Origin of the sequence: Desulfitobacterium nosdiversum (assembly GCF_049860565.1) — a bacterium.
GTDB classification, from domain to species: domain Bacteria; phylum Bacillota; class Desulfitobacteriia; order Desulfitobacteriales; family Desulfitobacteriaceae; genus Desulfitobacterium_A; species Desulfitobacterium_A nosdiversum.
In genome coordinates this window covers 3,721,612-3,744,646 of sequence record NZ_CP172056.1, presented here as the reverse complement: position 1 = coordinate 3,744,646, position 23,035 = coordinate 3,721,612, and the positions used below count along the sequence as shown (strand labels likewise).

Below are 23,035 nucleotides of genomic sequence, written 5' to 3'. Positions count from 1 at the left end.
GTTCTCAGTCAGGGGGTTAAGAAAAAAGCCTTCCATGCTGAAGGCTTTTTTAACGCAATTTTATTTGGTTATCTGGAAAAATTTTCTGGGTTAACTCCATTTTTTACAGGGATTATAGTTTAAATAAATTCGTAAAATCTTTTAATAATAGATTGATTTCATGCTCGTTAACTACATAGAGCGGATTTTTAATAATATGCTCAACAATATTCAAATACGCTATGCGTTGCTTCTCAATATCAAAGACTGAACTGGTACTACCTATCCTTACACTGGTTAGGGGCTCGTCAATGCCGCCAATGGTATTACTATAAGCAATATCGATCCATAAACAAACATCTTCACCAAGAATAATAGATTCTTTAAATTTCATGTTATCGAGAACTTCTCTTTTAACCATTACTGTAGATGCAGCTATACCACAGCTTGCTAAAATACGCGGAAATACTTTACCGGAAAAGCGTCCCGAATTTATGAGCTGCTTTGGTTTCCCCTGCATATTCATTCTTAGATAGGAAGTATGAGAAAAAGGAAGTTTATAAGTTTTCATGTAGTTTATCTGTTTTTCTAATTTTCCGGGAAGAAAAATATCATCAGAATCCAAGAAGGCTATATATTCACCTAAGGACAAGCTAATTCCCAAATTTCTTGCCGCAGAAGTGCCTTTATGCTCTTGATTGATATATCGAAGCCTTGGATCTTCCAGTTCTTTAAGGGGTGTAATATCATCGGTAGATCCATCATCGATAAGCAACACTTCAATATTGGTATAGGACTGAGCTAATACGCTTTTTATGGATTCAATTAGAGCAGGTATTCGATTCAAAAAAGGAATAACTACACTGATTTTATCTTTAGCTTTTTGGGCAAGCGATTCAGCGTATTGCTGAGCTTCCGTGTAGGAGGTGAATTTTTGCAAAAAGTTTGCGGTCTTTTTATAAAACACATACGGAGAGCCGTCCATTTCGCACATTTCCTGAACGGAAACCTCATTCATAAAAGAAATCCAGATAGAATTGCATTCATTTAAATTGCGATCTTTTTTTACACTGCTTTGTTGCTCATTATGAATTCGAGTTTTTACACTAATCCCCGGAAGGAATTTAATCTTAGCATTTCTTAACATTTTGAACCAAAGGGCATAATCTTGAGCTAACTGTAAATTCTCATCAAAAAGTCCGGACTTTTGAAAGTGGCTTTTGTGGATCAATAAAGAGCAACCATTAATTAATCCTCTAAAAATAGGAAAGAGCGGAATATTTAATTTCACTTCAGGATACAAGTTCTCTGGTTTAATTTGGGCACGTACCATAGAAGATTCGTCAATGAGTTCATACCCACCATATAGAATCGTATCTTTTAAATCATTCCCCATTAAAAACTTAATCTGGTTGTATATTTTGTTAGGATAATAAACATCGTCATGGCTTAACCATGAGAAGTAATCACCTGTCATTTTCTCAATTCCATAATTAAGGGCCGTTGATACCCCGCCATTTTCTTTGGGATAATAACGAATTCGATTACCATAGGAAAGAGCAATCTGTTCTGTAGCTCCATTATCGGTAGAACCATCATTGACTATAATAACCTCAACATTGGGGTAGCTTTGCCCTAATGCGCTGTCAATGGCTTCACGCAAATAGTTAGAACCATTATAGACGGGAATGATGATTGATACTTTTGGATTCGTCATTATAATTAATCCTTCCAATTCTTTCTTGATAAGCTGGCAGGGATAAGGGTCAATTATAATTGAGGTAATCGTCTAGGGTCTGCGGTAAACTTCTTTCATCCATTCAATCGTCTTAGGGATTCCTTCTTCCAAGAAAATTTGCGGCTTATAATTTAGGTCTCTTTGGGCCTTTGCAATATCCGGCTGTTTAATTTTTGTCGTGAAAGCTTCTTCTTCTTTATAAATGACTTTGCTGTCATCCTTGCCTAGATAACGAAGAATCTGATCGGATACAGACTTCATATCATGCATTTCTGTGCCGGCAATATTATAGACTTCCCCTGGTTTAAAATTCATCGTGATATTGGCCATCGCGATTGCACAATCATCAATATAAAGGGCATTGCGTTGATGGCCCAAATAAATGGTGTACGGAAGATCATGCAGAGCCTTGTAGGCAAAAGTGCATATTGCACTTCGATAAGGTGTATAGTATTCGCCCGGTCCGTATGTGTTAAAGATTCTTACGCGGACTGCCTCATTGCCATGCATAGCTGCTTCATTGAGAATCTGCATTTCATTAACCCATTTTGTGATGGCGTAATCGTTCATCTGCTTGATTTCCATTTTCTCCATTACGTCTTCTACCATTACTCCGGTATAGTCGCCGTAAACTTCGGAACTGCTGGTAAACACGAGTTTAAATCCGTACTCGTGCTGTAAGCGCAAAATATTTTTTGTACCGACAGCATTTGTCAGCCATAGGTCTTCGTAATAATCTTCTCCGTTCCAGCGCCCGAATTCAGCAGCCAGGTGGTATACATAATCAAAAGTGTGCTGTTTAAAGATGTTCTCCAGTTGCCTGAACTTACCGACATCGCACCGAAAGTAGTGATTATCATGGCTATGCTTTAGATCACATACCCAAACTTCATGTCCCATATCCATTAATTTGTGTACAAGCTTAGTCCCAACGACACCCTTGCCCCCAGTAACCAAGATTTTCATGCTTTAAATCCTCCCATCCGAATTCAGGGCCTTTGTGCATCATATGAACCCGCTTTCTTGTTTGATACGAAAAATCAAAGCAAAAGTGTCAACAGAAGGAAAGTTCCATAACTTATAGTGATAAGCGAGCGGGAGGATGGAATAAGAGATGAAAATTTGTGTCGTTGGCTTAGGCAATATCGGGTTCAATCTATTCACTTATCTTATCAATAAATATCCGGAATCAGTTATTGGGATAGACATTAATGAGAATCGGATTAAGGAATTACGAGATCAGGGCTATCACGTGACATCGGATTATCAAGTTTTAACTGGAATTGATATTTGGTTGATGGCGCCTTCCACTGGGGATCAAGGTCAAAATTTGTTTGCCGCTCTAGAGCAAATGATCATCCGTCCGGGATCTTTGATTTCTATCGAATCGACATTACCTATAGGGACGATGAAGCGTGTTCGTGAATTTTTGGGGGAAAAAGGGTTTAAATTAGGAACGGATATTTTCTTAATCCACGTGCCTCATAGGGTAATGTTCGGAGTGGATAAAACGGTTTGTGATACGCCTAGGGTGATAGGGGCTTATACGAAGGCTTGCCTTGAAAAGGGCCGACAGTTCTATGATCCTTTGGTTCCTCTTCTCGTTGAAGTAACTGATGTCAGGGCGGCTGAGTTATCTAAGGTCGTTGAAAATGTTAAACGTTATGTTGATGTCGCTTTTGCTCAGGAAATGTACCGCTATTGTACCGAACAGGGTTTGGATTATAACGAGCTAAGGAATGCTGTCAACAGTAAGAATAACGTCGAACTGCTCAGTACGGATTGGGGTATTGGCGGGGAGTGCTTGCCGAAGGATTTAAGATTTCTTCGAACCGTTTGCTCCTCTCCTTTATTAGAGGGAGCGGAAAAGGCGGATCAGGAATATCGAGATAAACTGGTACAGCAGGTGGGCACGAATAAAAAAGTGTTAATCAAGGGCCTCAGTTATAAAACTGGAGTAAAGGATCTTAAGCACAGTAGAGGTGTTGATTTGGTCAGAGCTTTAGAAGCAGCCGGGAATACAGTCTGGGTACAAGATCCTTTATTTACCGCTGATGAATTGAGTAGAGCAGGTTTCAGGTCCGTATATGAAGACGATGAGGAGTATAGAAAATTGGATTGGGTTGTATTGGAACGGGATAGTGCTTTAAATCCAAATTTGTAACGATAGATTTTTAAGTCTTTATGCTTAGCTATAGGTAAAATTAGTGGTTTTGATTTCCATAAGTTTTTTGGGAGTCAAGACCACTTTTTCTTTATATTAAATTGAAGGGAATTTATAAAAGAATGTGGAAATATAAATCGTAAATTAAGAAGCTATGATCTAATAACGATAAATAATAAAGAGATTTCATGTAAAAGTTTTAATGAAAAAACAATAAAAAGAGAAGGGATAATGAGAGATGAAGATTAAGTCAGTTGCGGTTGTTGGTCTAGGTGCGCTGGGAATAATGTATGCCAAATATTTTACAGATAAATTATCCAAAGAGAATGTTCGGGTAATAGCTAATCAAGATCGAATTGAGCGGTACAAGAAAAGCGGTATTTATTGCAATGGACAGATTTGCGATTTTAATTATGTTTTGCCAGAGACCGTGCAGAAGCCTGCAGACTTGGTCCTTTTCTGTGTTAAGTTTAATCAGCTTAAGCAAGCTATCGAGGATGCAAAGTATCAAGTAGGTGAGAATACCATCATTATTTCTGCGTTAAATGGAATTTCGAGTGAAGAAGTTATCGGCAGAGTTTTCGGTTTTGATAAAGTGCTCTATTGCGTCGCTCAGGGGATGGATGCAGATAAGCTTGAGAACAAGATGAATTATACGCATATGGGGATGCTATCCTTTGGTGAGAGGGATAATACAGTACGCTCAGAAAAAGTAACTGCTGTAGCAGATTTCTTTGATAGCGTTGATTTTTCCTATGAGGTTCCGCAAGATATGAATCATCGTTTATGGGGAAAATTTATGTTAAACACAGGAGTTAACCAAACTGTAGCTGTTTTTGAAACGAATTATGGCGGAATTCAAGCTGAGGGTAAGCCGCGAAAGGTAATGATTGATGCAATGAGAGAAGTTATTGCTCTTTCTGAAAAGATAGGAATCAATTTATCTGAAAAAGACCTGACATACTGGTTAAATGTTCTTTCAACGTTAAATCCGTTAGGAATACCTTCTATGCGGCAAGATATGATCGCAGGAAGGAAAACAGAGGTCGGGCTTTTCTCGGGTACAGCCATTGCCTTAGGAAAGCAATATCAGGTACCAATACCAGTCAATGAATGGTTATATCAAAAGGTTCAAGAGATGGAAAAAAACTTTAAATAAATATAAGAAATATATATCAAGAAATATAAAAGGAAGGGCTTTGATGTCTGAAAGATCAATGAATAACATCAAAGCCTTTTTCTTTAATCCAAGTTAACAGAACTGTTCAGCAAGTGTATAATAGGGATATTATATAACCGAAAAATTTGTTATTATGGTATAAAATAATGTATTTTAAAACGGTTAGTAAATTAGAATAAATATACAAGTTGTGATTATGATGGTTGAAGGTGATCAAAATAAATCTTGAAAATGATAAGATTATTCTTGCAAAGTATGGCGAAAAAGCTTGGGAAAGGCTAAATGAAATCAATTTGAAACGCGCTACTTTCCTGACTTATACTGTGGCTTTTGTTAACCTTATTTTACTAATGATCGATTATATTCATAAAGAGCAAGGGCTTTGGACGATTACTCCAGGCTATGTATTGTTATTTTATACTCATGTTGTCCAGGGGATAGGTGTGTTACTGTTTATTCTAAGCTACTTGATCTTTAAAGCTAAAATCAATTCCAGTAAGGACTTATCTCTATTATATGTTTATAGTTTTATTCTTTTCTTAATTAATATTTGTGCTTTTACCTCTGGATGGGCGGATCAATTTATTCACGGTGAAATTAGTGTTTATATTATGTCCTGTACAGTGTTTGCGGTATTTTTTTATTTAAAGCCTAAATATTTTATCTTATTTTACGTTCAATCGTTTATTAATTTTTTGATTTATATAACCATGACTCAAGATAATCTTCAAATTCTTCAAGCGCATTATGTAAATTCAACATTGTCTGTTATTTTATCGATGATTATCGCAATTACAGTATCTAAAATGATGGAGCGGGATACAATTTATAAATATAATCTCGAAGAAATCGTAAACGAAAGAACAACAAAATTGAAAGAATCATTAGAAACAGTTCAAAGGTTGGAACGTTTGAATTTAGTAGGAAAAATGGCGGCCACAGTGGGGCATGAAGTTCGAAATCCATTAACTGCAATTAAAGGTTTCCTCCAATTAATGAAAGGCAAACAAAGTGAACCTGAACATATAGAGTATTTTGACATAATGATCAGCGAGATAGATCGAGCAAATTCCATCATAACGAAATTTTTGTCGATTAGCAGAAATAAGGCAACAATTATGAATCGAGGAAATCTTAAAGAAGTTGTTTCCTCTATTTTGCCGCTTATTGAAGCAGATGCGATATATCGAAATATGAAACTTATCGCGGACTTAAATGAGGTTCCCGATATTTTACTGAATGAACAAGAGATCAATCAACTTGTCTTGAATCTTGCTCGAAATGGAATTGAAGCAATGGAAGCGGGCGGGTGCCTAACGATTAAGATTGATCAACGAAACGACAAAGTCATTTTGACAGTATCGGATGAAGGTCCGGGAATTGAACAGGATATATTAGATAAACTTGGAACACCTTTCTTTTCAACCAAAGAAACAGGTACAGGTCTGGGGCTTGTTGTTTGCAACAGTATTGCCGAAAGGCATAACGCAGAGCTGAAAATTAAATCAAGTTCTGAGGGATCGTTTTTTGAAGTCCATTTTAAAATCCCTTCTCCAAAAGATTTTGAGGAAGCAACTTCTGCAGAATGGAATTGAATTCGAACATTGACAATAAATCATTGAAAAATGTTCGAGATTTCATTGACCTTTAATCAAGAGTAGGATAGAATAAAATCATGTTAATCCACTTAATCAATTGAATATCGGTTCATATAATCGCAGAGATGTGGTCTGCAAGTTTCTACCAGGCTGCCGTAAATGGCCTGACTATGAGCGAAAGTGCGTCTAGGGCAATGAAAAGGTTGACCTAGCGACGCAAAATCCCAATAGTTTAATGGAAGTTTAAGCGACTCTTTCCGCTAGGGCTAGGGTTTATTTTGCTGTTTACTATGGGGTTACACCGAAGGGATAAAAGCCCAGGCGGGTATGTTTCACTCACTTTTTTTAAAAAGCAATTTTTGAAAAGTAAAGTGGAATACCAGTTTGGGCTTTGCTATTTCATACTAAAGTGAAGTAAGAGAAGGGGTGATGGTATGAACTCAGTAGGTATTGTTATGGGTAGTGATTCTGATTTTAACGTTCTTGAAGCAACCATTAAAATCCTAAGGGAATTTGATGTTTCCTTCGAGGTTAAGGTTTCCTCGGCCCATCGAACATTAGAGAGAACATTGAACTGGGTTAGAACTTTTGAAGAACAAGAAGGAAAAGTTATTATTGCAGCAGCAGGAATGGCAGCTCATTTGCCGGGAATTGTGGCGGCAGCGACGACTTTGCCGATTATTGGCGTGCCGATTAAGAGCGGTGCTCTGGATGGAGTGGATGCTTTGTACGCAATCGTCCAAATGCCGCCGGGAATACCTGTTGCAACAGTTGGGATTAATGCTGGGAAAAATGCGGGATTACTTGCTATTCAAATTCTAGCTCAAACAGATACGCGTTTAAAAGAAGCGCTTAAAACGTATCGTCAAAAGATGGCCGCGGAAATTGAAGCGAAAGATCAAGCGATTCAAAATAAAATATAAAATTGAATTTAAAAGCTTTAAGGTAACGATTCATGGAAAGGATCAAGAAAACTAAAAGAAGAAGGAGCGATGAAAGTGATTGAACGTTATACACTCCCAGCTATGGGCAACATTTGGACGGATCAGCATCGTTTAGAACTCTGGAAGAAAATCGAAATTGCAGCATGTGAAGGCTGGGCGAAATTAGGAAGGATTCCAACCGAAGCGGTCGATGTTATCCGGGAAAAGGCTGATTTTTCCTGGGAACGCGTTCAGGAAATTGAGGAAATAACACATCACGATGTTCTTGCCTTTTTGACAAATATGGCAGAAAACATTGGCGATGAGGCAAAATATGTTCACCTTGGACTTACCTCGTCGGATGTCCTTGATACGGCACTTTCTTTACAGTTGGTAGAAGCAACCTATATTTTGTTGGATAAATTGGACAAGCTTGAGGAAGTTCTTCGTGAGCGGGCATTAGAACATAAAGATACGTTAATGATGGGGCGGACGCATGGAATTCATGCTGAACCGATCACAATGGGGCTTAAATTTGCCCTTTGGTACGAGGAAATTAAACGCCAAAAGAGACGTTTAGAGTTTGCCCGCGAGGAAATCCGTGTAGGTAAAATTTCAGGTGCCGTAGGTACGTTTGCCAACGTTGAACCTGCAGTTGAAGAATGGGTATGCCAATCTCTGGGCTTAAATCCTGCTCCAGTATCCACTCAAGTTTTGCAAAGAGACCGGCATGCTTTTTATATGACAACCTTAGCGGGTATTGCCGCAACCTTGGATAAAATGGCGACTGAAATTCGAAATCTCCAAAGGACAGACGTTCATGAGGTCGAAGAACCATTTGCTAAAGGTCAAAAAGGTTCTTCCGCAATGCCGCATAAGAAAAATCCAATTACAGCTGAACGGATCTGCGGTATGGCCCGGGTCATTCGCGGCAATGCGCAGACTGCGCTGGAAAATGTTGCGCTTTGGCATGAACGCGATATCTCTCATTCTTCCGCTGAACGGATCATTCTTCCCGACAGCACGATTGCTCTCGATTATATGCTGCAAAAAATGACACGGTTAATTCAAGGCTTGCGTATATTCCCTGAGCAAATGCAAGCGAATATTGACAAAGTTGTTGGACTTATTTTCTCGCAACGGGTTATGCTGGCATTGGTTGAAAAAGGAATGAGCCGTGAGAATGCTTATGCTTGGGTTCAACGCAATGCTATGCAAGCTTGGGAAACGAAAGAACCGTTCAAAAGTTTGGTGTTAAAGGATAAAGAGATTGCTCAATACTTAAACGAAGCGGAAGTTTCGGAGCTGTTTGATTACTCTTACCATACAAAGCACGTTGATACAATCTTCAAACGTGTAGGGCTTCTAGAAGACTAATCTGTAAAAAATATTTTTAAAAGACTTATAATCGTAGCTTCTCGTACAGACGTGAACGATTTCGCGGAGGGGCGGAGAAGCACTCGACGCTTTCGTAACACGGCGTAGCCAGTGGTTCACATCAGGTATTACCCTGAGGTTTGGCGAAGCGGTTACGGAAGCAAGAGCGCAAGCCCCGGAGCGCTGAGTGAGCGAATGTACGAGAAGCTACATGACCCAATTCTTTAAAATATTGTTGCTTTAAACTTAATTGAATTTTAGAAGGGGAGAATTAACGATGGAAAAGAAAGAAATGTTATACGAAGGTAAAGCAAAGAAGGTTTTCGCAACCGATCAGGAAGGTCAATATCTCGTTCAATATAAGGACGATGCAACTGCTTTCAATGGACAAAAGAAAGGTCAAATCGAAGACAAAGGAATTATCAATAATAAATTATCAGTTTTATTTTTTAAAGAGTTGGAAAAGGCCGGCGTGCCGACTCATTTCATCGAATTGCTCAGTGACCGTGAAATGCTGGTGAAGAAGCTCAAGATGCTTCCTTTAGAGGTTGTTGTTCGTAACATCGCTGCCGGAAGTTTAGCAAAACGCTTAGGTACCGAGGAAGGCGTTGTTTTAGCTCGTCCGGTTGTTGAACTTTACTATAAAGATGATGCCTTGGGTGATCCATTTGTGAATGAATCTCATGCTTTGGCCATGGGTTGGGCAACCGCTGAGGAATTAAAAGAAGTTCAAGCTCTTGGACTCAAGGTCAATGAAGTATTGCAAAAGATTATGGACCAAGCCGGAATTCTCGTTGTCGACTTTAAACTCGAATTTGGTCTTGCAGACGGAAAAATCGTTCTTGGTGATGAAATCTCTCCAGATACTTGCCGTTTTTGGGATAAAGAAACGAAAGAAAAATTGGACAAAGACCGTTTTCGTCGTGATTTAGGTAAAGTCGAAGAAGCTTACGTTGAAGTTTATCGCCGCGTTAAAGAAATTTTAGCTTAAGGAAAAAGGGCAGAAATTAAAGGAGGAGACATCGTGCGGGAACCGGGAGATGATAAACCGAAGGAAGAGTGTGGTGTTTTCGGGATTTACGCCCCCGAAATGGAAATAGCCCGACTCACTTATTATGCCCTTTATGCTTTACAGCATCGAGGACAGGAAAGTGCCGGAATTGCGGTATCCGATGGTCGAAATATTGATGGGCATAAAGGTATGGGACTCGTTTCGGAGGTTTTTTCTGTACACCAGCTCGAAAAGCTGAACGGTAAGATGGCGATCGGACATGTCCGTTACTCGACAACAGGATCCAGTTTAGTGGCTAATGCTCAGCCTCTAGTTGTTCATTATCAACAAGGAATGATGGCTTTAGCCCATAATGGCAATTTAACGAATGCCTATGAACTGCGTGAAGAACTCGGCAAAGACGGCGTTGTTTTTCAAACGACCGTGGACACGGAAGTTATTGTTAAATTGATCGCGCGCTACCGTCGAATTAATTTAGAAGATGCTTTAATTAAAACCATGCTTGATCTGCGGGGAGCCTATGCGCTAGTGATTATAGCTGAAAATAAGCTGATCGGCGTACGTGACCCCTACGGCTTGAGACCCTTATGTATCGGTCAAGTAGGAGGCCATTATTGCTTGGCCTCGGAAAGCTGTGCTTTGGATACCATTGGAGCAGAGCTTGTCCGCGATGTCGAACCGGGCGAAATTATTACGATTGATGAAGAGGGCTTGCATTCTCGTCAAGGATTGCCGTCACAAAACCGAGCAGGGTGTTCCTTTGAATATATCTATTTTGCACGGCCAGACAGTACAATTGATGGGATCAATGTTACTGAAAGCCGTAGACAGATGGGAATTGAATTAGCAAGAGAATTTCCTGTCGATGCGGATATCGTTATCCCAGTTCCGGATTCGGGAATGTCAGCAGCACTGGGATATTCTGAAGAATCAGGGATTCCTTTTCAACAAGGACTTTTGAAAAACCGCTATGTCGGCCGAACTTTTATTCAACCGACTCAAGAAATGCGTGAAGTCGCTGTTCGTTTGAAGTTAAATGCGAATACTAGAGTCTTAAAGGGCAAAAGAGTGATTATGATTGATGACTCTATTGTTCGGGGAACGACCAGTTCAAAGCTTGTCGATATGGTGCGCAGGGCAGGGGCCAAAGAAGTGCATCTCCTGATCAGTTCTCCGCCGGTACTCTATCCTTGTTATTATGGGATTGATACAGCTGAACGCGAAAAACTCATTGCTGCGCAAATGGATATTGAAGGAATTCGTGAATTTACGGGTGCTGATTCCTTGCATTATCTATCGTCTGAAGGACTGATTCGAGCGCTTAACGGAAGCTCAGTCTGCTTAGCCTGTTTTGACGGAGATTATCCGGCTTCTGTTCCTTCAACGAAGGGCGGCAAGCTTAATTTAGAATCCTGTTAATTAAAATATTCAGGGAGGGAATGGAATGGGTTATACCTACCGCGACTCCGGGGTAGATATCGAAGCAGGAAACAGTGCTGTAGAACTCATGAAACCTGCTGTCAAAAGAACGATGAGACCAGAAGTCCTGGGGGGCTTAGGCGGCTTCGGAGGATTATTTGCTCTTGATCTTAAAAAGTTTTCCGATCCGGTTTTAGTATCCGGAACAGATGGAGTGGGTACAAAATTGCGGCTCGCATTTCAGATGAATCGACATGATACGATCGGCCAGGATGCAGTAGCCATGTGTGTTAATGATATCCTTGTGCAAGGTGCAGAACCGCTGTTTTTTCTAGACTATTTAGCTGTTGGAAAACTCGATCCAGAGCGTGTTGCCAGTATTGTAGCCGGTGTTGCCAAAGGGTGCGAACTGGCAGGGTGTGCTTTGATCGGCGGCGAAACGGCTGAAATGCCAGGTTTTTATCCTGAAGATGAGTATGATGTTGCTGGATTCTCAGTCGGCGCTGTAAACAGGGAAAACTTAATTGACGGGTCAAAGATTCAAGAAGGGGATGTTCTGATCGGACTTCCTTCCTCGGGCTTCCATAGCAATGGATATTCGCTCGTGCGCAAAATTTTTGCTCAGTATCCGATGGATACTGTTTTCCCGGAACTCGGAGAACCCTTAGGCGATGCACTGCTTCGTCCTACACGGATTTATGTTAAAACTATTCTTAAACTGTTAGAAAAAAATGAAATCCTTGGCATGGCTCATATTACCGGGGGCGGCTTAACAGAAAATATTCCGCGTGTTCTGCCTGAGGGGCTTGGCCTGCGGATTTCCAAGTCTTCATGGGAGGTACCCGCGCTATTTACACTGATCAAGCGTTTAGGCGAGATTGAAGCATCAGAGATGTACCGGACCTTTAATATGGGAATTGGTTTTGTGATGATTGTTCATCCGAATCAGGTCAAAACAATACAAGAGCAGCTCCTTAACCTTGGAGAAAAGAGTTATGTGATCGGCGAGGTCACTCAAGGGAAAGGGGTCGAATACGTGTGAGGATCGGAGTTTTAGCTTCAGGTCGAGGAAGTAATTTGCAAGCCTTAATCGATGCTTGGCAGGAGGGAAAATTTGAAGCTGAGTTCGTTGCCGTAGGCTCAGATTATGCTGAAGCTCAGGCACTGAAAAGAGCGGAAAAGACCAAGATTCCTTATCGTGCCTTTCCAAAACAGGATTATTCCTCGCGGTGGGAGCAAGAACAGGCGATCCTTGCCTGGTTAAAAGGAAGTCAAATTGAGCTGTTAGTTCTCGCCGGCTTCATGCGCGTGCTGAGTGCTGAGTTTTTAAAAACGCTGAATTGTCCTGTTCTTAATATTCATCCTTCACTTTTACCCTCTTTTCCCGGTCTGCATGCACAGCGGCAGGCGATCGAGTACGGTGTAAAAGTCTCAGGCTGTACGGTTCATTTTGTGGATGAAGGGTTAGACAGCGGGCCGATTATTTTACAAGAGGCGGTTCCAGTCGAACCTGGGGATACGGAAGAAACGTTGTCTGAAAGAATCCTTAAGGTGGAGCACAAACTTTATCCGGAAGCTGTGCGGCTGATTACAACAGGCCAAGTCAGCATTAGGCGATAAGAGATAAAAAGAAAGAATAATGATTGGGGAAGGTCCTGATGAAACGGGCAGTACTTAGTGTTTCCGATAAAACGGGAATCGTTGATTTAGGAAAAGGGTTAGCTGAGCTCGGTTACGAAATTGTCTCTACTGGAGGTACATTTAAGACATTGACCGAGGCGGGTGTTCCCGTTCGATATGTAACAGAATTAACGGGATTTCCAGAAATCCTTAACGGACGCGTGAAAACGCTTCATCCAATGGTTCATGCCGGAATTTTAGCGCGCGATACGGAAGAGCATAGAAAACAATTAGAGGAAAACGGAATCGGTTACATTGATCTAGTCGTTGTTAACCTTTATCCGTTCAAGGAAACAGTGGCTAAACCTAATGTTTCCTTTGAGAATGCGATTGAAAATATCGATATCGGCGGGCCGACGATGGTCCGGGCAGCAGCGAAGAACCAAGAACGCGTGGCTATCGTTGTCAATCCAAAACGGTATGCTGATGTTCTTCAGAGCTTAAAAGCGGAGGGTGAGATTCCCTATGCGATGCGTAAACAACTCGCAGCCGAAGCGTTTGCTCATACAGCGGATTACGATAAGGCCATTGCCGATTATTTAGAGAAACAGCAGGCTAAAGAAAAAGGCACAGAGAGTATCTTCCCTGAAACCTTCCGCTTAACCGCTGAAAAAGTCCAAGACCTCCGTTATGGTGAAAATCCGCAGCAAAAGGCAGCCTTCTATCGCAGCTCAAATGCTGAAGGAACCTTAGCCGGCGGTGTACAGCTTCAAGGAAAAGAACTTTCTTATAATAACTGGGTGGATATGGAGGCAGCTTGGTCTCTCGCACAGGAGTTTAAAGAACCCGCTTGTGTCATCATTAAACATACAAATCCCTGTGGAACTGCGCTCGGCAAGACTCCTCTTGAGGCTTATGAACGCGCTCTGGAAGCTGATCCGGTTTCCGCCTACGGTGGAATTATTGCTGTCAACCGTGTCATCGACGGAGATTGCGCAAGATCGATGCACGAGCATTTTTACGAAGTTATCCTTGCACCTGAGTTTAGCCCAGAGGCGAGAGAAATCTTTGCTGATAAGAAAAACCTTCGCCTCGTTGTGATCAAACGCGGTCAAAAAGACGCGCAAGCGAATGCAGCAATAGGCTGGAAGATTAAGACGATTCAAGGCGGCTTCCTGCTTCAGGAAGACGATGTTGATACAGCCCCTGTTTCCGAATGGGAAGTTGTAACCGAACAAAAGCCTACAGCTGAAGATCTGCATGAACTCGAGTTTGCATGGCGTGTTGTTAAACATGTCAAGTCTAATGCGATTGTGCTTACCAAAAACGGTCAGACGCTGGGTGTCGGAGCCGGTCAAATGAATCGGGTAGGCTCGGTTAAGATTTCGCTTGAACAAGCCGGGAAAAAGTTAAGGGGTCTTATTTAGCTTCCGATGCTTATTTCCCATTCCCGGATTCCTTGGAGGAAGCAGCGAAAGCCGGAGTGCGTGCAGTGATTCAACCGGGAGGCTCGATTCGTGATGCTGAAGTGCTCGAGGCTGCAAACCGCTTAAATATGATTATGGTGTATACCCATCGGAGACATTTCCAACACTAAAATGAAGAACCTAAGAATAGAACCTATACCGAATTAAAGGAGTGTTGGCATGGGCAAGAAGATTTTAATCGTTGGGAGCGGGGGAAGAGAGCATGCCCTGGCTTGGAAGCTGGCTAAAAGTCCTGATGTAGAGCAGATTTATGTTGCGCCAGGCAATGCAGGAACTTTAGGGTGGAATGTTCCGATTAAATCCAATGATATTCCCGCACTCGTCGCTTTTGCTGAAGATAAAGGAATTGATTTAACGGTTGTTGGACCGGAGGAACCGCTGACGCTAGGCATAGTTGATGCTTTTGAAGCAAAAGGCTTAAGAATCTTTGGACCCAGCCGTGCAGCTGCCCGCTTGGAGGGGAGCAAGTCCTTTGCTAAAGAGATCATGGATGCCGCACAGGTTCCAACAGCCCGTTGGGAAGTTTTTCAGGAATCACAAAAAGCGAAGGACTATATCCGGAAGATTGGTGCACCGTGTGTCCTTAAGGCGGATGGTTTAGCTGCGGGTAAAGGGGTTATTATCGCGGAGGATCTGGAAACAGCCTTAAACGCAGTCGATGAAATCATGGAAGGTTCCTTAAAATCCGCCGGGAAGACGTTGGTGGTTGAGGAATTCCTGACAGGACAAGAAGTCAGCCTGCTTTGTTTTGCAGATGGAAAAACAGCTCTGCCGATGGTTCCGGTTCAGGATCATAAACGAGCTTTAGATGGAGATCAAGGACTGAATACCGGAGGGATGGGTACCTATAGCCCGCCGCCCATCTGGACGTCGGAGGTGGAAGAACAAGTCATGAGAGAAGTTGTGCAGCCAACCCTTCGCGTCATGGAGGAAAGAGGAGAGGTATTTAAAGGGGTTCTGTTCGTAGGACTTATGCTTACGCCTGAAGGCCCTAAAGTGCTGGAGTTCAATGCCCGTTTCGGAGACCCGGAAACACAAGTCGTAATGCTGAGAATGGAATCTGATCTCCTTCCTGTTTTATGGGCATGTACAGAAGGAAATCTCCACGAAGTTCAATTGAAATGGAGTCCTATGACGGCAGTTTGTGTTGTTATGGCTTCCCCGGGGTATCCTCAAGCTTACCAAAAGGGGATTCCGATTCACTTACCCGCACTGCTTTCCCACCAACAGGCTGTTTTTCATGCAGGAACAGCAGCTTCATCTGACGGACAAATGGTCAATTCCGGGGGAAGAGTCCTGGGCGTGAGCGCCAAGGCGGAAGATTTAACGAAAGCTCGCCAGGCTGCGTATCATCTTGTCGAGCAAATCGACTTTCCGCAAGCACAATATCGACGTGATATTGGTATAAAAGGCCTAAAGCAAAATCGCTGAAGCTCAACGAATTTAAATATATATAGAGCGCTACTGATTTTCACTGAACAGTGAGATTGAGGTGGCGCTTTTCTATTCCCCTTCATATACTGTAGGCAGAATGGCGGGCGTAGGGAGGAATCAGCGTGTATAATTACCGTAAGCGTTTTTTTTATCCTATTCATGTTGAACGGCCGGATCCTGTATTCGCCAAACGCCTCTTGGAACATTACGGGGGAAAAGAGGGTGAACTTACTCAGATTACACAATACTTAGATCATCAATCTAAAATAACGAATCGATTTGTAAGGGAACTATTTGGGCTTATTATTGCCGAAGAACTGGCCCATCTTGAGATATTAAGCACGCTGATCCATAAACTCGAAGGAGAATCCATCCAATTCGCTAATAAACAGGGCGAGCCATGGAAGCTGAATTATATCGTTCAAGGGACTGCTCCCTTAAATCTTTTAAAAGCGGATATCGAGCTGGAGATCCGTTCTCGCGGAGTCTATGAAAAAAGCTTAGGTATGACAAAAGATCCAGGAGTACGTAAAATCATTCATTTCTTAGCCCACCGTGAAGGAGTACATCAAAATCTTTTTATTCGTTCCCGAAGATATATGGCTGAAGGAGCATCAAATGATAAGTATAGTCAAATCATATATGACTATAAAATGAGCCTTCAGGTTTTAGAATAGAAATAAACAGAGCATAAATATTAAAAGGCGTTAGGTTATAACGATATGACCTAAGCGCCTTTTAATATATTTATTTATTTTCAGCTAATTTTCAGGAAGTTTTCATGAAACGTTCAGTTTACCTTAAGTGGTTTTTCAGGAAATTTGGTTATAGTTAAAGCAATGAAAGGTGTTTCAAGAGAATTCATGTCCATTGTTTTAGATAAAAGTCAGAAGGAGCGAAAGTACATGAAGTTTTTTAAGAATAAGCGAATTGATCCTCTTCTGCTTGGGATTGCCGCTTTGGCAGCTTTCATCAATATATATGGGATTTGGAAAGATCAGTATGCGAATGCCTATTACACAGCAGCAGTTACCAGCATGCTTCAGAGTTTTCATAATTTCTTTTATGCATCATTTGATCCAGGTGGCTTTGTCACTGTAGATAAGCCACCCGTTGCCTTTTGGATTCAAACGCTGAGTGCTTCAATTTTTGGAGTACACGGATGGAGCGTAATTTTACCGCAGGCCTTAGCTGGGGTGGGCTCAGTTTTCTTGATTTATGCTCTTGTTAAACCTACTTTCGGTCAAACAGCTGCCCGGCTTTCAGCTTTGGTCTTTGCCTGCACACCGATTGCCGCAGCAGTAAGCCGGACGAATAATATTGACAGTTTATTGGTGTTCATTCTCCTTATGGCCACGTGGTTTCTCTTTAAGGCAGTTAAGACCAAGAAATGGGGTTGGTCGGTTGCAGCCTTTGCCATGGTTGGTGTAGGGTTTAATACAAAAATGCTGCAAGCCTATATGATTGTTCCCGCACTATATCTCTTTTACCTATTGGCTTTTCAGGTGAACTGGAAAAAGAAACTGAAAGGACTGGCAATTTCAACGGTTGCCCTGCTTTTGGTCTCTCTTTCCTGGCCGGTGATTGTGGATAGTACACCGGCTGCCAATCGTCCTTACGTCGGAGGAAGTCAAACAAATTCTGTTCTGGAATTGGCATTTGGTTACAATGGGATTTCTCGGTTAACGGGTAACAGAGGTGCAGGCGGAGTAAATCGCGGTGCAAATCAGTTCAGGGAAGATAATGGACAACAGGGTCAACAAGGACAACTTTCACCCGGTATGAACCCAGGAGGTGGTCAAGCATCAGGTATACAACAAGGGAATCCTCCGCAAGGTTTCGGGCCTGGTGCAAATGGAAACTCCGGGCAAGTGCCTTCCTTAGATGATAATGGTTCGCGTAATGATCGTCAGGGCGGCTTTATCGGTGGTCAAGGAAATCCAGGCGGCGGAGGCATGTTTAATACGGGTACGCCGGGACCATTACGGCTCTTCCAGTCAAGTCTATCAGGTCAAATCAGTTGGCTGCTTCCCTTTGCTTTGCTATCGGGTGTTGGCTTATTACTGGGATACCGGAGAAAAAATCCTTTAACAGCAAAACAGAAAGAAGCATTATTCTGGCTGGCTTGGCTGCTTCCTATGATGGGATTCTTCAGTGTTGCAGGCTTCTTCCATCAGTATTATCTAATCATGCTTGCGCCGGCTATCGCCGCTTTAACTGGGGCGGGATGGGTTGAAATTTATGACTTCTATAAAAATCGTGAGGGATGGAAAAAATGGCTGCTTCCTGTTGGAATTCTAGGAACCGCTGGTTTCCAAGTTTATATCCTTCTTTCATATGCTAAACAGATAGGTTATATTTGGCCGGCTGCGGTGGGAATTTTAGGGGCTGGCAGTGCGCTTGTCATGATTGTCATGATGAACAAAGAAAAGCTGGCTAGATTTGCTGCAATCGGAGGAATTTTCGTTCTTTTGGCAGCCCCCCTCTACTGGGCTGCGACGCCTATAATCTATGGCGGAAATAGCATGCTGCCTGCCGCGGGACCTTCCAATGAAAACTTCGGCGGGATGCCAAATGGAATGCCGGGAGCAACGTCTGGAGGAACCCAAGGAGGAACCCAAGGAGGAACTCAGGGCGGGGTTCAAAATGGAGCAAAAGCTATGGGCGGATCAAGTGAAAACGTCAATCTTTCCTTGATGACTTATTTGATGTCCAATAATACTGGAGAAAAATATCTGTTTGCAACAACAGATGCCGGAACGGCTGAACCGTATATCATTCAAACGGGAAAAGCAGTAATGGCTATGGGTGGTTTTTCCGGTACAGATAAGATTCTTACCGTAGACAAACTTAAACAGATGATCCAAAACAAAGAGGTTAAATATTTCTTAATTTCTTCCGGCGGTCCCGGAGGAGGTCAGGGAAGCTCAGATATTCTCACCTGGATTAAAGAAAACGGAAAAGAAATTCCTCAATCAGAGTGGGAGGGAAGCTCAGCAAATACGCAAACGATGGAAACGACTGCAAATGATTCACAACGAATTGCCGATAATGGAAGGAATAGAAATGGCAACACAACGCTTTATGAAGTCAATCTTGAACAGGGAGGGGAAAAATAATGGATATACGCTATTCAATTGTGATCCCCGCCTACAATGAGGAAGCTGTCCTGCTTCTAACGTATCAACGTTTGAAGCAGGTGATGGACTTAACTCAAGAACAATACGAGCTGATTTTTGTCAATGATGGCAGCAGAGATCGGACAATAGATATCGTCCGGGATTTAGCCAAACGGGATACAGCAGTCAAACTCATTGATTTTTCGCGAAACTTTGGTCATCAGATTGCGATCACCGCAGGAATGGATTATTCATCAGGGGCAGCAGTTATTGTTATTGATGCCGATTTGCAGGATCCTCCGGAGCTCATTCTCAAAATGATTGAAAAGTGGAAGGAAGGCTATGATGTTGTTTATGCAAAGAGGAGCCAGCGCAAGGGAGAGACGTTTTTCAAAAAGGTGACAGCCCATTTGTTTTACCGAATCCTCCAGGCTTCTACGGACATCGAGATTCCAGTCGATACCGGTGATTTTCGCCTTATAGACCGTAAAGTCTGTGATGAACTTAAACGTCTCCCAGAAAAGAACCGTTATGTTCGAGGCTTGGTGAGCTGGGTGGGGTATCGCCAAATCGCTGTAGAATATGAACGCTGCGAGCGATTTGCAGGTGAAAGCAAATACCCTCTGAAAAGAATGATGAAGCTTTGCTGGGATGGGTTAACCTCTTTTTCGATGAAACCTGTCCAACTGGCAAGTTTTGCCGGAGGGTTGATCTTTCTTGCCGGGCTGATAGACGTGTTCATAATGGTTTTGAAACTGATTCTTGGGGGTAACGGAATAAACGGATGGAATTGGGCAATCGCAGTTCAATTCCTGTTAAGCGGTCTTTCGTTAAGCCTTATGGGAATCATTGGGGAATATGTAGGGCGGATTTATGATGAAACCCGGCAAAGACCCCTCTATATCGTAAATCAAAGCTATGGTTTTGCAGAAAAGAATGGAGTGATAGAGAATGAAAATCAGGAAGGCCGTTATTCCAGCGGCAGGTTTGGGAACTCGTTTTTTGCCGGCGACCAAGGCTCAGCCCAAAGAAATGCTTCCGATTGTCGACAAGCCGGCCATTCAATACATCGTGGAAGAGGCAGTGAAGTCAGGCATTGAAAGCATTCTGATCGTAACGGGGCGCAATAAAAAAACAATTGAAGATCATTTTGATAAATCTGTAGAACTTGAGCAGATCCTTAAGAAAAAAGGAAAAACGGATTTGCTTTTGGAGGCTCAAAACATTACAGATATGGCCAAAATTCATTATATACGCCAAAAAGAACCTCTTGGTCTGGGACATGCTATTCTCTGTGCTGAACAGTTTATTGGAGATGAGCCATTTGCTGTATTGCTGGGTGACGACATCATGGTTTCTGATCCGCCTGCCTTAAAGCAGTTGATGGATGTATTTGATCAGACCGGTTCTACTGTCATTGGGGTTCAACCCGTTCAGCATTCAGAAGTGAACAAATATGGGATCATCTCTGCTGTAGCCCAAACGAATCAGATCCTGCACGTAAAGGATTTGGTTGAAAAGCCTTCGCCCGCCAAGGCTCCATCCAATATTGCAATTATGGGACGATATGTTTTAAAGCCCTCCATTTTTTCCATTCTCAAAACTCAAAAACCCGGTGCCGGGGATGAATATCAATTAACAGATGCCTTGCAGCAGATCTGCCATCAGGAGAATCTGCTGGCTTTGGAACTGAATGGAGAGCGCTTTGACATTGGTGATAAACTCGGTTATATGAAGGCCATCGTTGAAATGGGTCTTGAACGAGAAGAATTGCATCCGGAGTTTTTTAATTACTTACAGGAAGTCGTCAAAAATGAGATTCGCAAGGTTCGCAAGAAAGCTGTTGTATAAGATGAATGACCTTGAGAGGAGCAGTTGACATTGGCTTTAAAAAAATATCGGTTCAAAGCGATTATACTGATCCTTTTATTTGCGTTTGGGCTTATGAGCGGTTATTCGCTCTGGAATTATCATGGCAGCACTGTATCTCAGAGTCAGATTACACAGCAGATAAGGGGCAAGGGCGTTAATCAGCCGGGAGCTCAAAACAGTGCAAATACACCGGGAATATCGTCTGGTACTGATGAGAGAGGGCAGGCTATTGCTGGAGGATCTCCTCAGGGAAAGATGCGTAATTTTAATAATGGCATAAGTTCAGGAAATCAATTGACTTTCCCTATTCTAGCTTATGCCCTTATATTTTTCACGACTGTGCTCATTGCCTATTACGTCTTTGCATACAAGAAGATTAAATTATCCATTCCTTCGGATAAACATAAACTTTTGATTTTCACGATTCTCTGTATAGGGCTTTTATGGCGTATTTCCCTTGCAACTTGGGTTACCGGACACCCTTATGATCTGAGTACCTTCCTAAACTGGGCAAATACCGCAGCTAATCGGTTCTCGCAATTTTACACAGGTCTGTCTACAGGCCGCAGTGCAAGTGACTATCCGCCGCTATATATCTATGTTTTGTATTTAATAGGAAAGGCAATAAGTATTTCCTGGTTAAGTCCATACGCTGTTTTGCTGCTTAAGCTTCCATCTATTTTGGCAGACATTCTAACCGGGTATTTGATTTATAAACTGGCTGAAAAGCATCTGACGTGGGAAAAGAGTGCTTTGCTTTCAGCCTTTTATCTTTTTAATCCGGCAATTTTTATTAATTCAACGGTTTGGGGACAGGTGGATTCATTTTTTACTCTGATCATTGTGACAGCCGTGATTTTGCTGACTGAACAGAAAATAGGATTGGCTGCAGTTTTTTTTACAGCCGCTATTCTGATGAAACCGCAAGGGATTATCTTTATCCCTGTGCTTGGCTTTGAATTGATCCGGCAGCTCAAACAAAAAAATTGGAAGATTGTTTTTAAGGCGATTCTCGCGGCAATGCTGACAACGGTAATTTTGGTTTTGCCTTTTTCGATTAACGGAGGGGTCTCTTGGATTCTAAAGCTTTACACGGGAACGTTAGGTGAATACCCATATGCTTCGGTCAATGGATTTAATCTGTACAGCCTGTTCGGACTGAATTTTGTAAAGGATACGGCAAAAGGGTTCATTTTTAGTTATCATCAGTGGGGCTTAATATTTATCGTTTTAATTTCAGCCTTTGCCTGGTTTCTTTATATCAAGGGAAAAGATGCATCTTACGTTGCCGCGACTGCTTGGCTGCTTATTGCAGGGGTTTTTGTCCTTTCAACACGGATGCATGAACGATATTTATTTCCAGCCGTTGCTTTGGGAGTGTTAGCGTTTATATATCTCAAAGATAAGCGATTTCTGCTGTTGACGACCGGATTTAGTCTTACGGTATATGCCAATACGCATTATGTTCTGTTTGAAACGCTTAAGGGTATTAACACTGTTCCTTTTAATTCAGTGCTTTTTCTAACGTCTCTTCTTAATGTTTTAGTGTTGGGGTACCTTATTAAAGTCATTTACGATATTGCGGTTAAGGGAAGAACAATACGGTGAAAATGGGATGCAGCAAAAAAACGCCTTTTGCGTTTCTAAAATTTTGTCTTGTCGGGCTTATGAATACGGGAGTTGATTTTAGTGTTTTTACCCTGCTCACGTTTTGGAGCGTTCCGATTTTTACAGCTCAAACCTTATCGTACAGTGCAGGGGTACTCAACAGCTTCTTCATGAACAGAACTTGGACGTTTAAACAAGCCTATCATACGAAGGGCCAGTTTATCCGGTTTCTTATTCTTAATCTTGTGACGCTGGTAATTACGTATGAACTGCTGATCGAATTCCATGAACACTGGAATTGGCCGTTATTGCTAAGTAAATTTGTCGCTACAGGTTTAAGCTTAGTCATTAACTTCGCCGGAAATCATCTCTGGGTTTTTTCTAAATCAAAGTAAATTCTCAAGAAATGAAAACAAGCAATGAAGCAACAATAAAACAAGCAATAAAAATATGTCTAACCCTGACAAAAGGTTGGACATTTTTTTATTCATGTTCCTTCTGGGTA

At 42.0% G+C, this 23,035-nt stretch carries 18 protein-coding genes, 1 pseudogene and 1 riboswitch; of the genes and pseudogenes, 17 read left to right on the top strand and 2 right to left on the bottom strand.

Annotated features, from left to right (window positions below):
• Window positions 1-112 precede the first annotated feature (112 nt).
• Together ACHOLT_RS18285 and ACHOLT_RS18280 are read right to left on the bottom strand one after the other, a co-directional pair.
• Entirely contained in the window at window positions 113-1,696 is a 1,584-nt protein-coding gene (locus ACHOLT_RS18285) for a glycosyltransferase family 2 protein (RefSeq protein WP_425803590.1), read from the bottom strand.
• Window positions 1,697-1,768: 72 nt separating this feature from the next.
• Window positions 1,769-2,683 carry an NAD-dependent epimerase/dehydratase family protein gene (locus ACHOLT_RS18280; RefSeq protein ID WP_425803589.1) on the bottom strand — a complete coding sequence of 305 codons (915 nt, stop codon included), beginning with the start codon at window positions 2,681-2,683 and terminating at the stop codon, window positions 1,769-1,771.
• 148 nt (window positions 2,684-2,831) lie between these two features.
• Here ACHOLT_RS18280 and ACHOLT_RS18275 point away from each other — a divergent pair, with 148 nt between their 5' ends.
• The 17 genes and pseudogenes from ACHOLT_RS18275 to ACHOLT_RS18195 all read left to right on the top strand — a co-directional run bounded on the left by ACHOLT_RS18275 (window position 2,832) and on the right by ACHOLT_RS18195 (window position 22,925).
• Window positions 2,832-3,881, top strand: a complete 1,050-nt coding sequence (locus tag ACHOLT_RS18275) for an NAD-binding protein (RefSeq protein ID WP_425803587.1) — start codon at window positions 2,832-2,834, stop codon at window positions 3,879-3,881.
• A gap of 238 nt (window positions 3,882-4,119) precedes the next feature.
• Window positions 4,120-5,040: a ketopantoate reductase family protein gene (locus tag ACHOLT_RS18270; protein ID WP_425803584.1), complete on the top strand. Its 921-nt coding sequence runs from the start codon at window positions 4,120-4,122 to the stop codon at window positions 5,038-5,040.
• Between the two features lie 230 nt (window positions 5,041-5,270).
• The gene (locus tag ACHOLT_RS18265; RefSeq protein ID WP_425803582.1) at window positions 5,271-6,656 is read left to right on the top strand and encodes an ATP-binding protein; all 1,386 of its coding nucleotides are present in this window, start codon (window positions 5,271-5,273) and stop codon (window positions 6,654-6,656) included.
• A gap of 92 nt (window positions 6,657-6,748) precedes the next feature.
• Window positions 6,749-6,850: riboswitch (purine riboswitch) on the top strand.
• A gap of 243 nt (window positions 6,851-7,093) precedes the next feature.
• The gene (purE, locus tag ACHOLT_RS18260) at window positions 7,094-7,582 is read left to right on the top strand and encodes a 5-(carboxyamino)imidazole ribonucleotide mutase (RefSeq protein ID WP_425803580.1); all 489 of its coding nucleotides are present in this window, start codon (window positions 7,094-7,096) and stop codon (window positions 7,580-7,582) included.
• 75 nt (window positions 7,583-7,657) lie between these two features.
• Window positions 7,658-8,959 (top strand): adenylosuccinate lyase, encoded by a 1,302-nt coding sequence (gene purB, locus ACHOLT_RS18255; RefSeq protein ID WP_425803578.1) that lies wholly within the window; start codon window positions 7,658-7,660, stop codon window positions 8,957-8,959.
• Between the two features lie 277 nt (window positions 8,960-9,236).
• Window positions 9,237-9,950, top strand: coding sequence for a phosphoribosylaminoimidazolesuccinocarboxamide synthase (purC, locus tag ACHOLT_RS18250; protein ID WP_425803575.1), 714 nt, complete (start codon window positions 9,237-9,239; stop codon window positions 9,948-9,950).
• 33 nt (window positions 9,951-9,983) lie between these two features.
• Window positions 9,984-11,390, top strand: a complete 1,407-nt coding sequence (gene purF, locus ACHOLT_RS18245; RefSeq protein ID WP_425803572.1) for an amidophosphoribosyltransferase — start codon at window positions 9,984-9,986, stop codon at window positions 11,388-11,390.
• A 25-nt stretch (window positions 11,391-11,415) separates the two neighbouring features.
• Window positions 11,416-12,432, top strand: a complete 1,017-nt coding sequence (gene purM / locus ACHOLT_RS18240) for a phosphoribosylformylglycinamidine cyclo-ligase (protein ID WP_425803569.1) — start codon at window positions 11,416-11,418, stop codon at window positions 12,430-12,432.
• The gene (gene purN / locus ACHOLT_RS18235) at window positions 12,429-13,010 is read left to right on the top strand and encodes a phosphoribosylglycinamide formyltransferase (RefSeq protein ID WP_425803566.1); all 582 of its coding nucleotides are present in this window, start codon (window positions 12,429-12,431) and stop codon (window positions 13,008-13,010) included. Before purM ends, purN begins: the two co-directional genes overlap by 4 nt.
• Before the next feature lie 35 nt (window positions 13,011-13,045).
• Window positions 13,046-14,607, top strand: a pseudogene (gene purH, locus ACHOLT_RS18230) (bifunctional phosphoribosylaminoimidazolecarboxamide formyltransferase/IMP cyclohydrolase).
• A 49-nt stretch (window positions 14,608-14,656) separates the two neighbouring features.
• The gene (gene purD, locus ACHOLT_RS18225; RefSeq protein ID WP_425803563.1) at window positions 14,657-15,928 is read left to right on the top strand and encodes a phosphoribosylamine--glycine ligase; all 1,272 of its coding nucleotides are present in this window, start codon (window positions 14,657-14,659) and stop codon (window positions 15,926-15,928) included.
• Between the two features lie 125 nt (window positions 15,929-16,053).
• Window positions 16,054-16,608, top strand: coding sequence for a manganese catalase family protein (locus tag ACHOLT_RS18220; RefSeq protein WP_425803561.1), 555 nt, complete (start codon window positions 16,054-16,056; stop codon window positions 16,606-16,608).
• 228 nt (window positions 16,609-16,836) lie between these two features.
• Entirely contained in the window at window positions 16,837-19,050 is a 2,214-nt protein-coding gene (locus ACHOLT_RS18215) for a glycosyltransferase family 39 protein (protein ID WP_425803558.1), read from the top strand.
• Window positions 19,050-20,150, top strand: a complete 1,101-nt coding sequence (locus tag ACHOLT_RS18210; protein WP_425803556.1) for a glycosyltransferase family 2 protein — start codon at window positions 19,050-19,052, stop codon at window positions 20,148-20,150. The genes ACHOLT_RS18215 and ACHOLT_RS18210 overlap by 1 nt, the downstream gene beginning before the upstream one ends.
• Entirely contained in the window at window positions 20,038-20,901 is an 864-nt protein-coding gene (galU, locus tag ACHOLT_RS18205) for a UTP--glucose-1-phosphate uridylyltransferase GalU (protein ID WP_425808153.1), read from the top strand. The genes ACHOLT_RS18210 and galU overlap by 113 nt, the downstream gene beginning before the upstream one ends.
• Window positions 20,902-20,931: 30 nt before the next feature.
• Window positions 20,932-22,530: a hypothetical protein gene (locus ACHOLT_RS18200; RefSeq protein ID WP_425803554.1), complete on the top strand. Its 1,599-nt coding sequence runs from the start codon at window positions 20,932-20,934 to the stop codon at window positions 22,528-22,530.
• 2 nt (window positions 22,531-22,532) lie between these two features.
• Window positions 22,533-22,925 (top strand): GtrA family protein, encoded by a 393-nt coding sequence (locus tag ACHOLT_RS18195; RefSeq protein WP_425808151.1) that lies wholly within the window; start codon window positions 22,533-22,535, stop codon window positions 22,923-22,925.
• The last annotated feature ends 110 nt before the right edge of the window (window positions 22,926-23,035 follow it).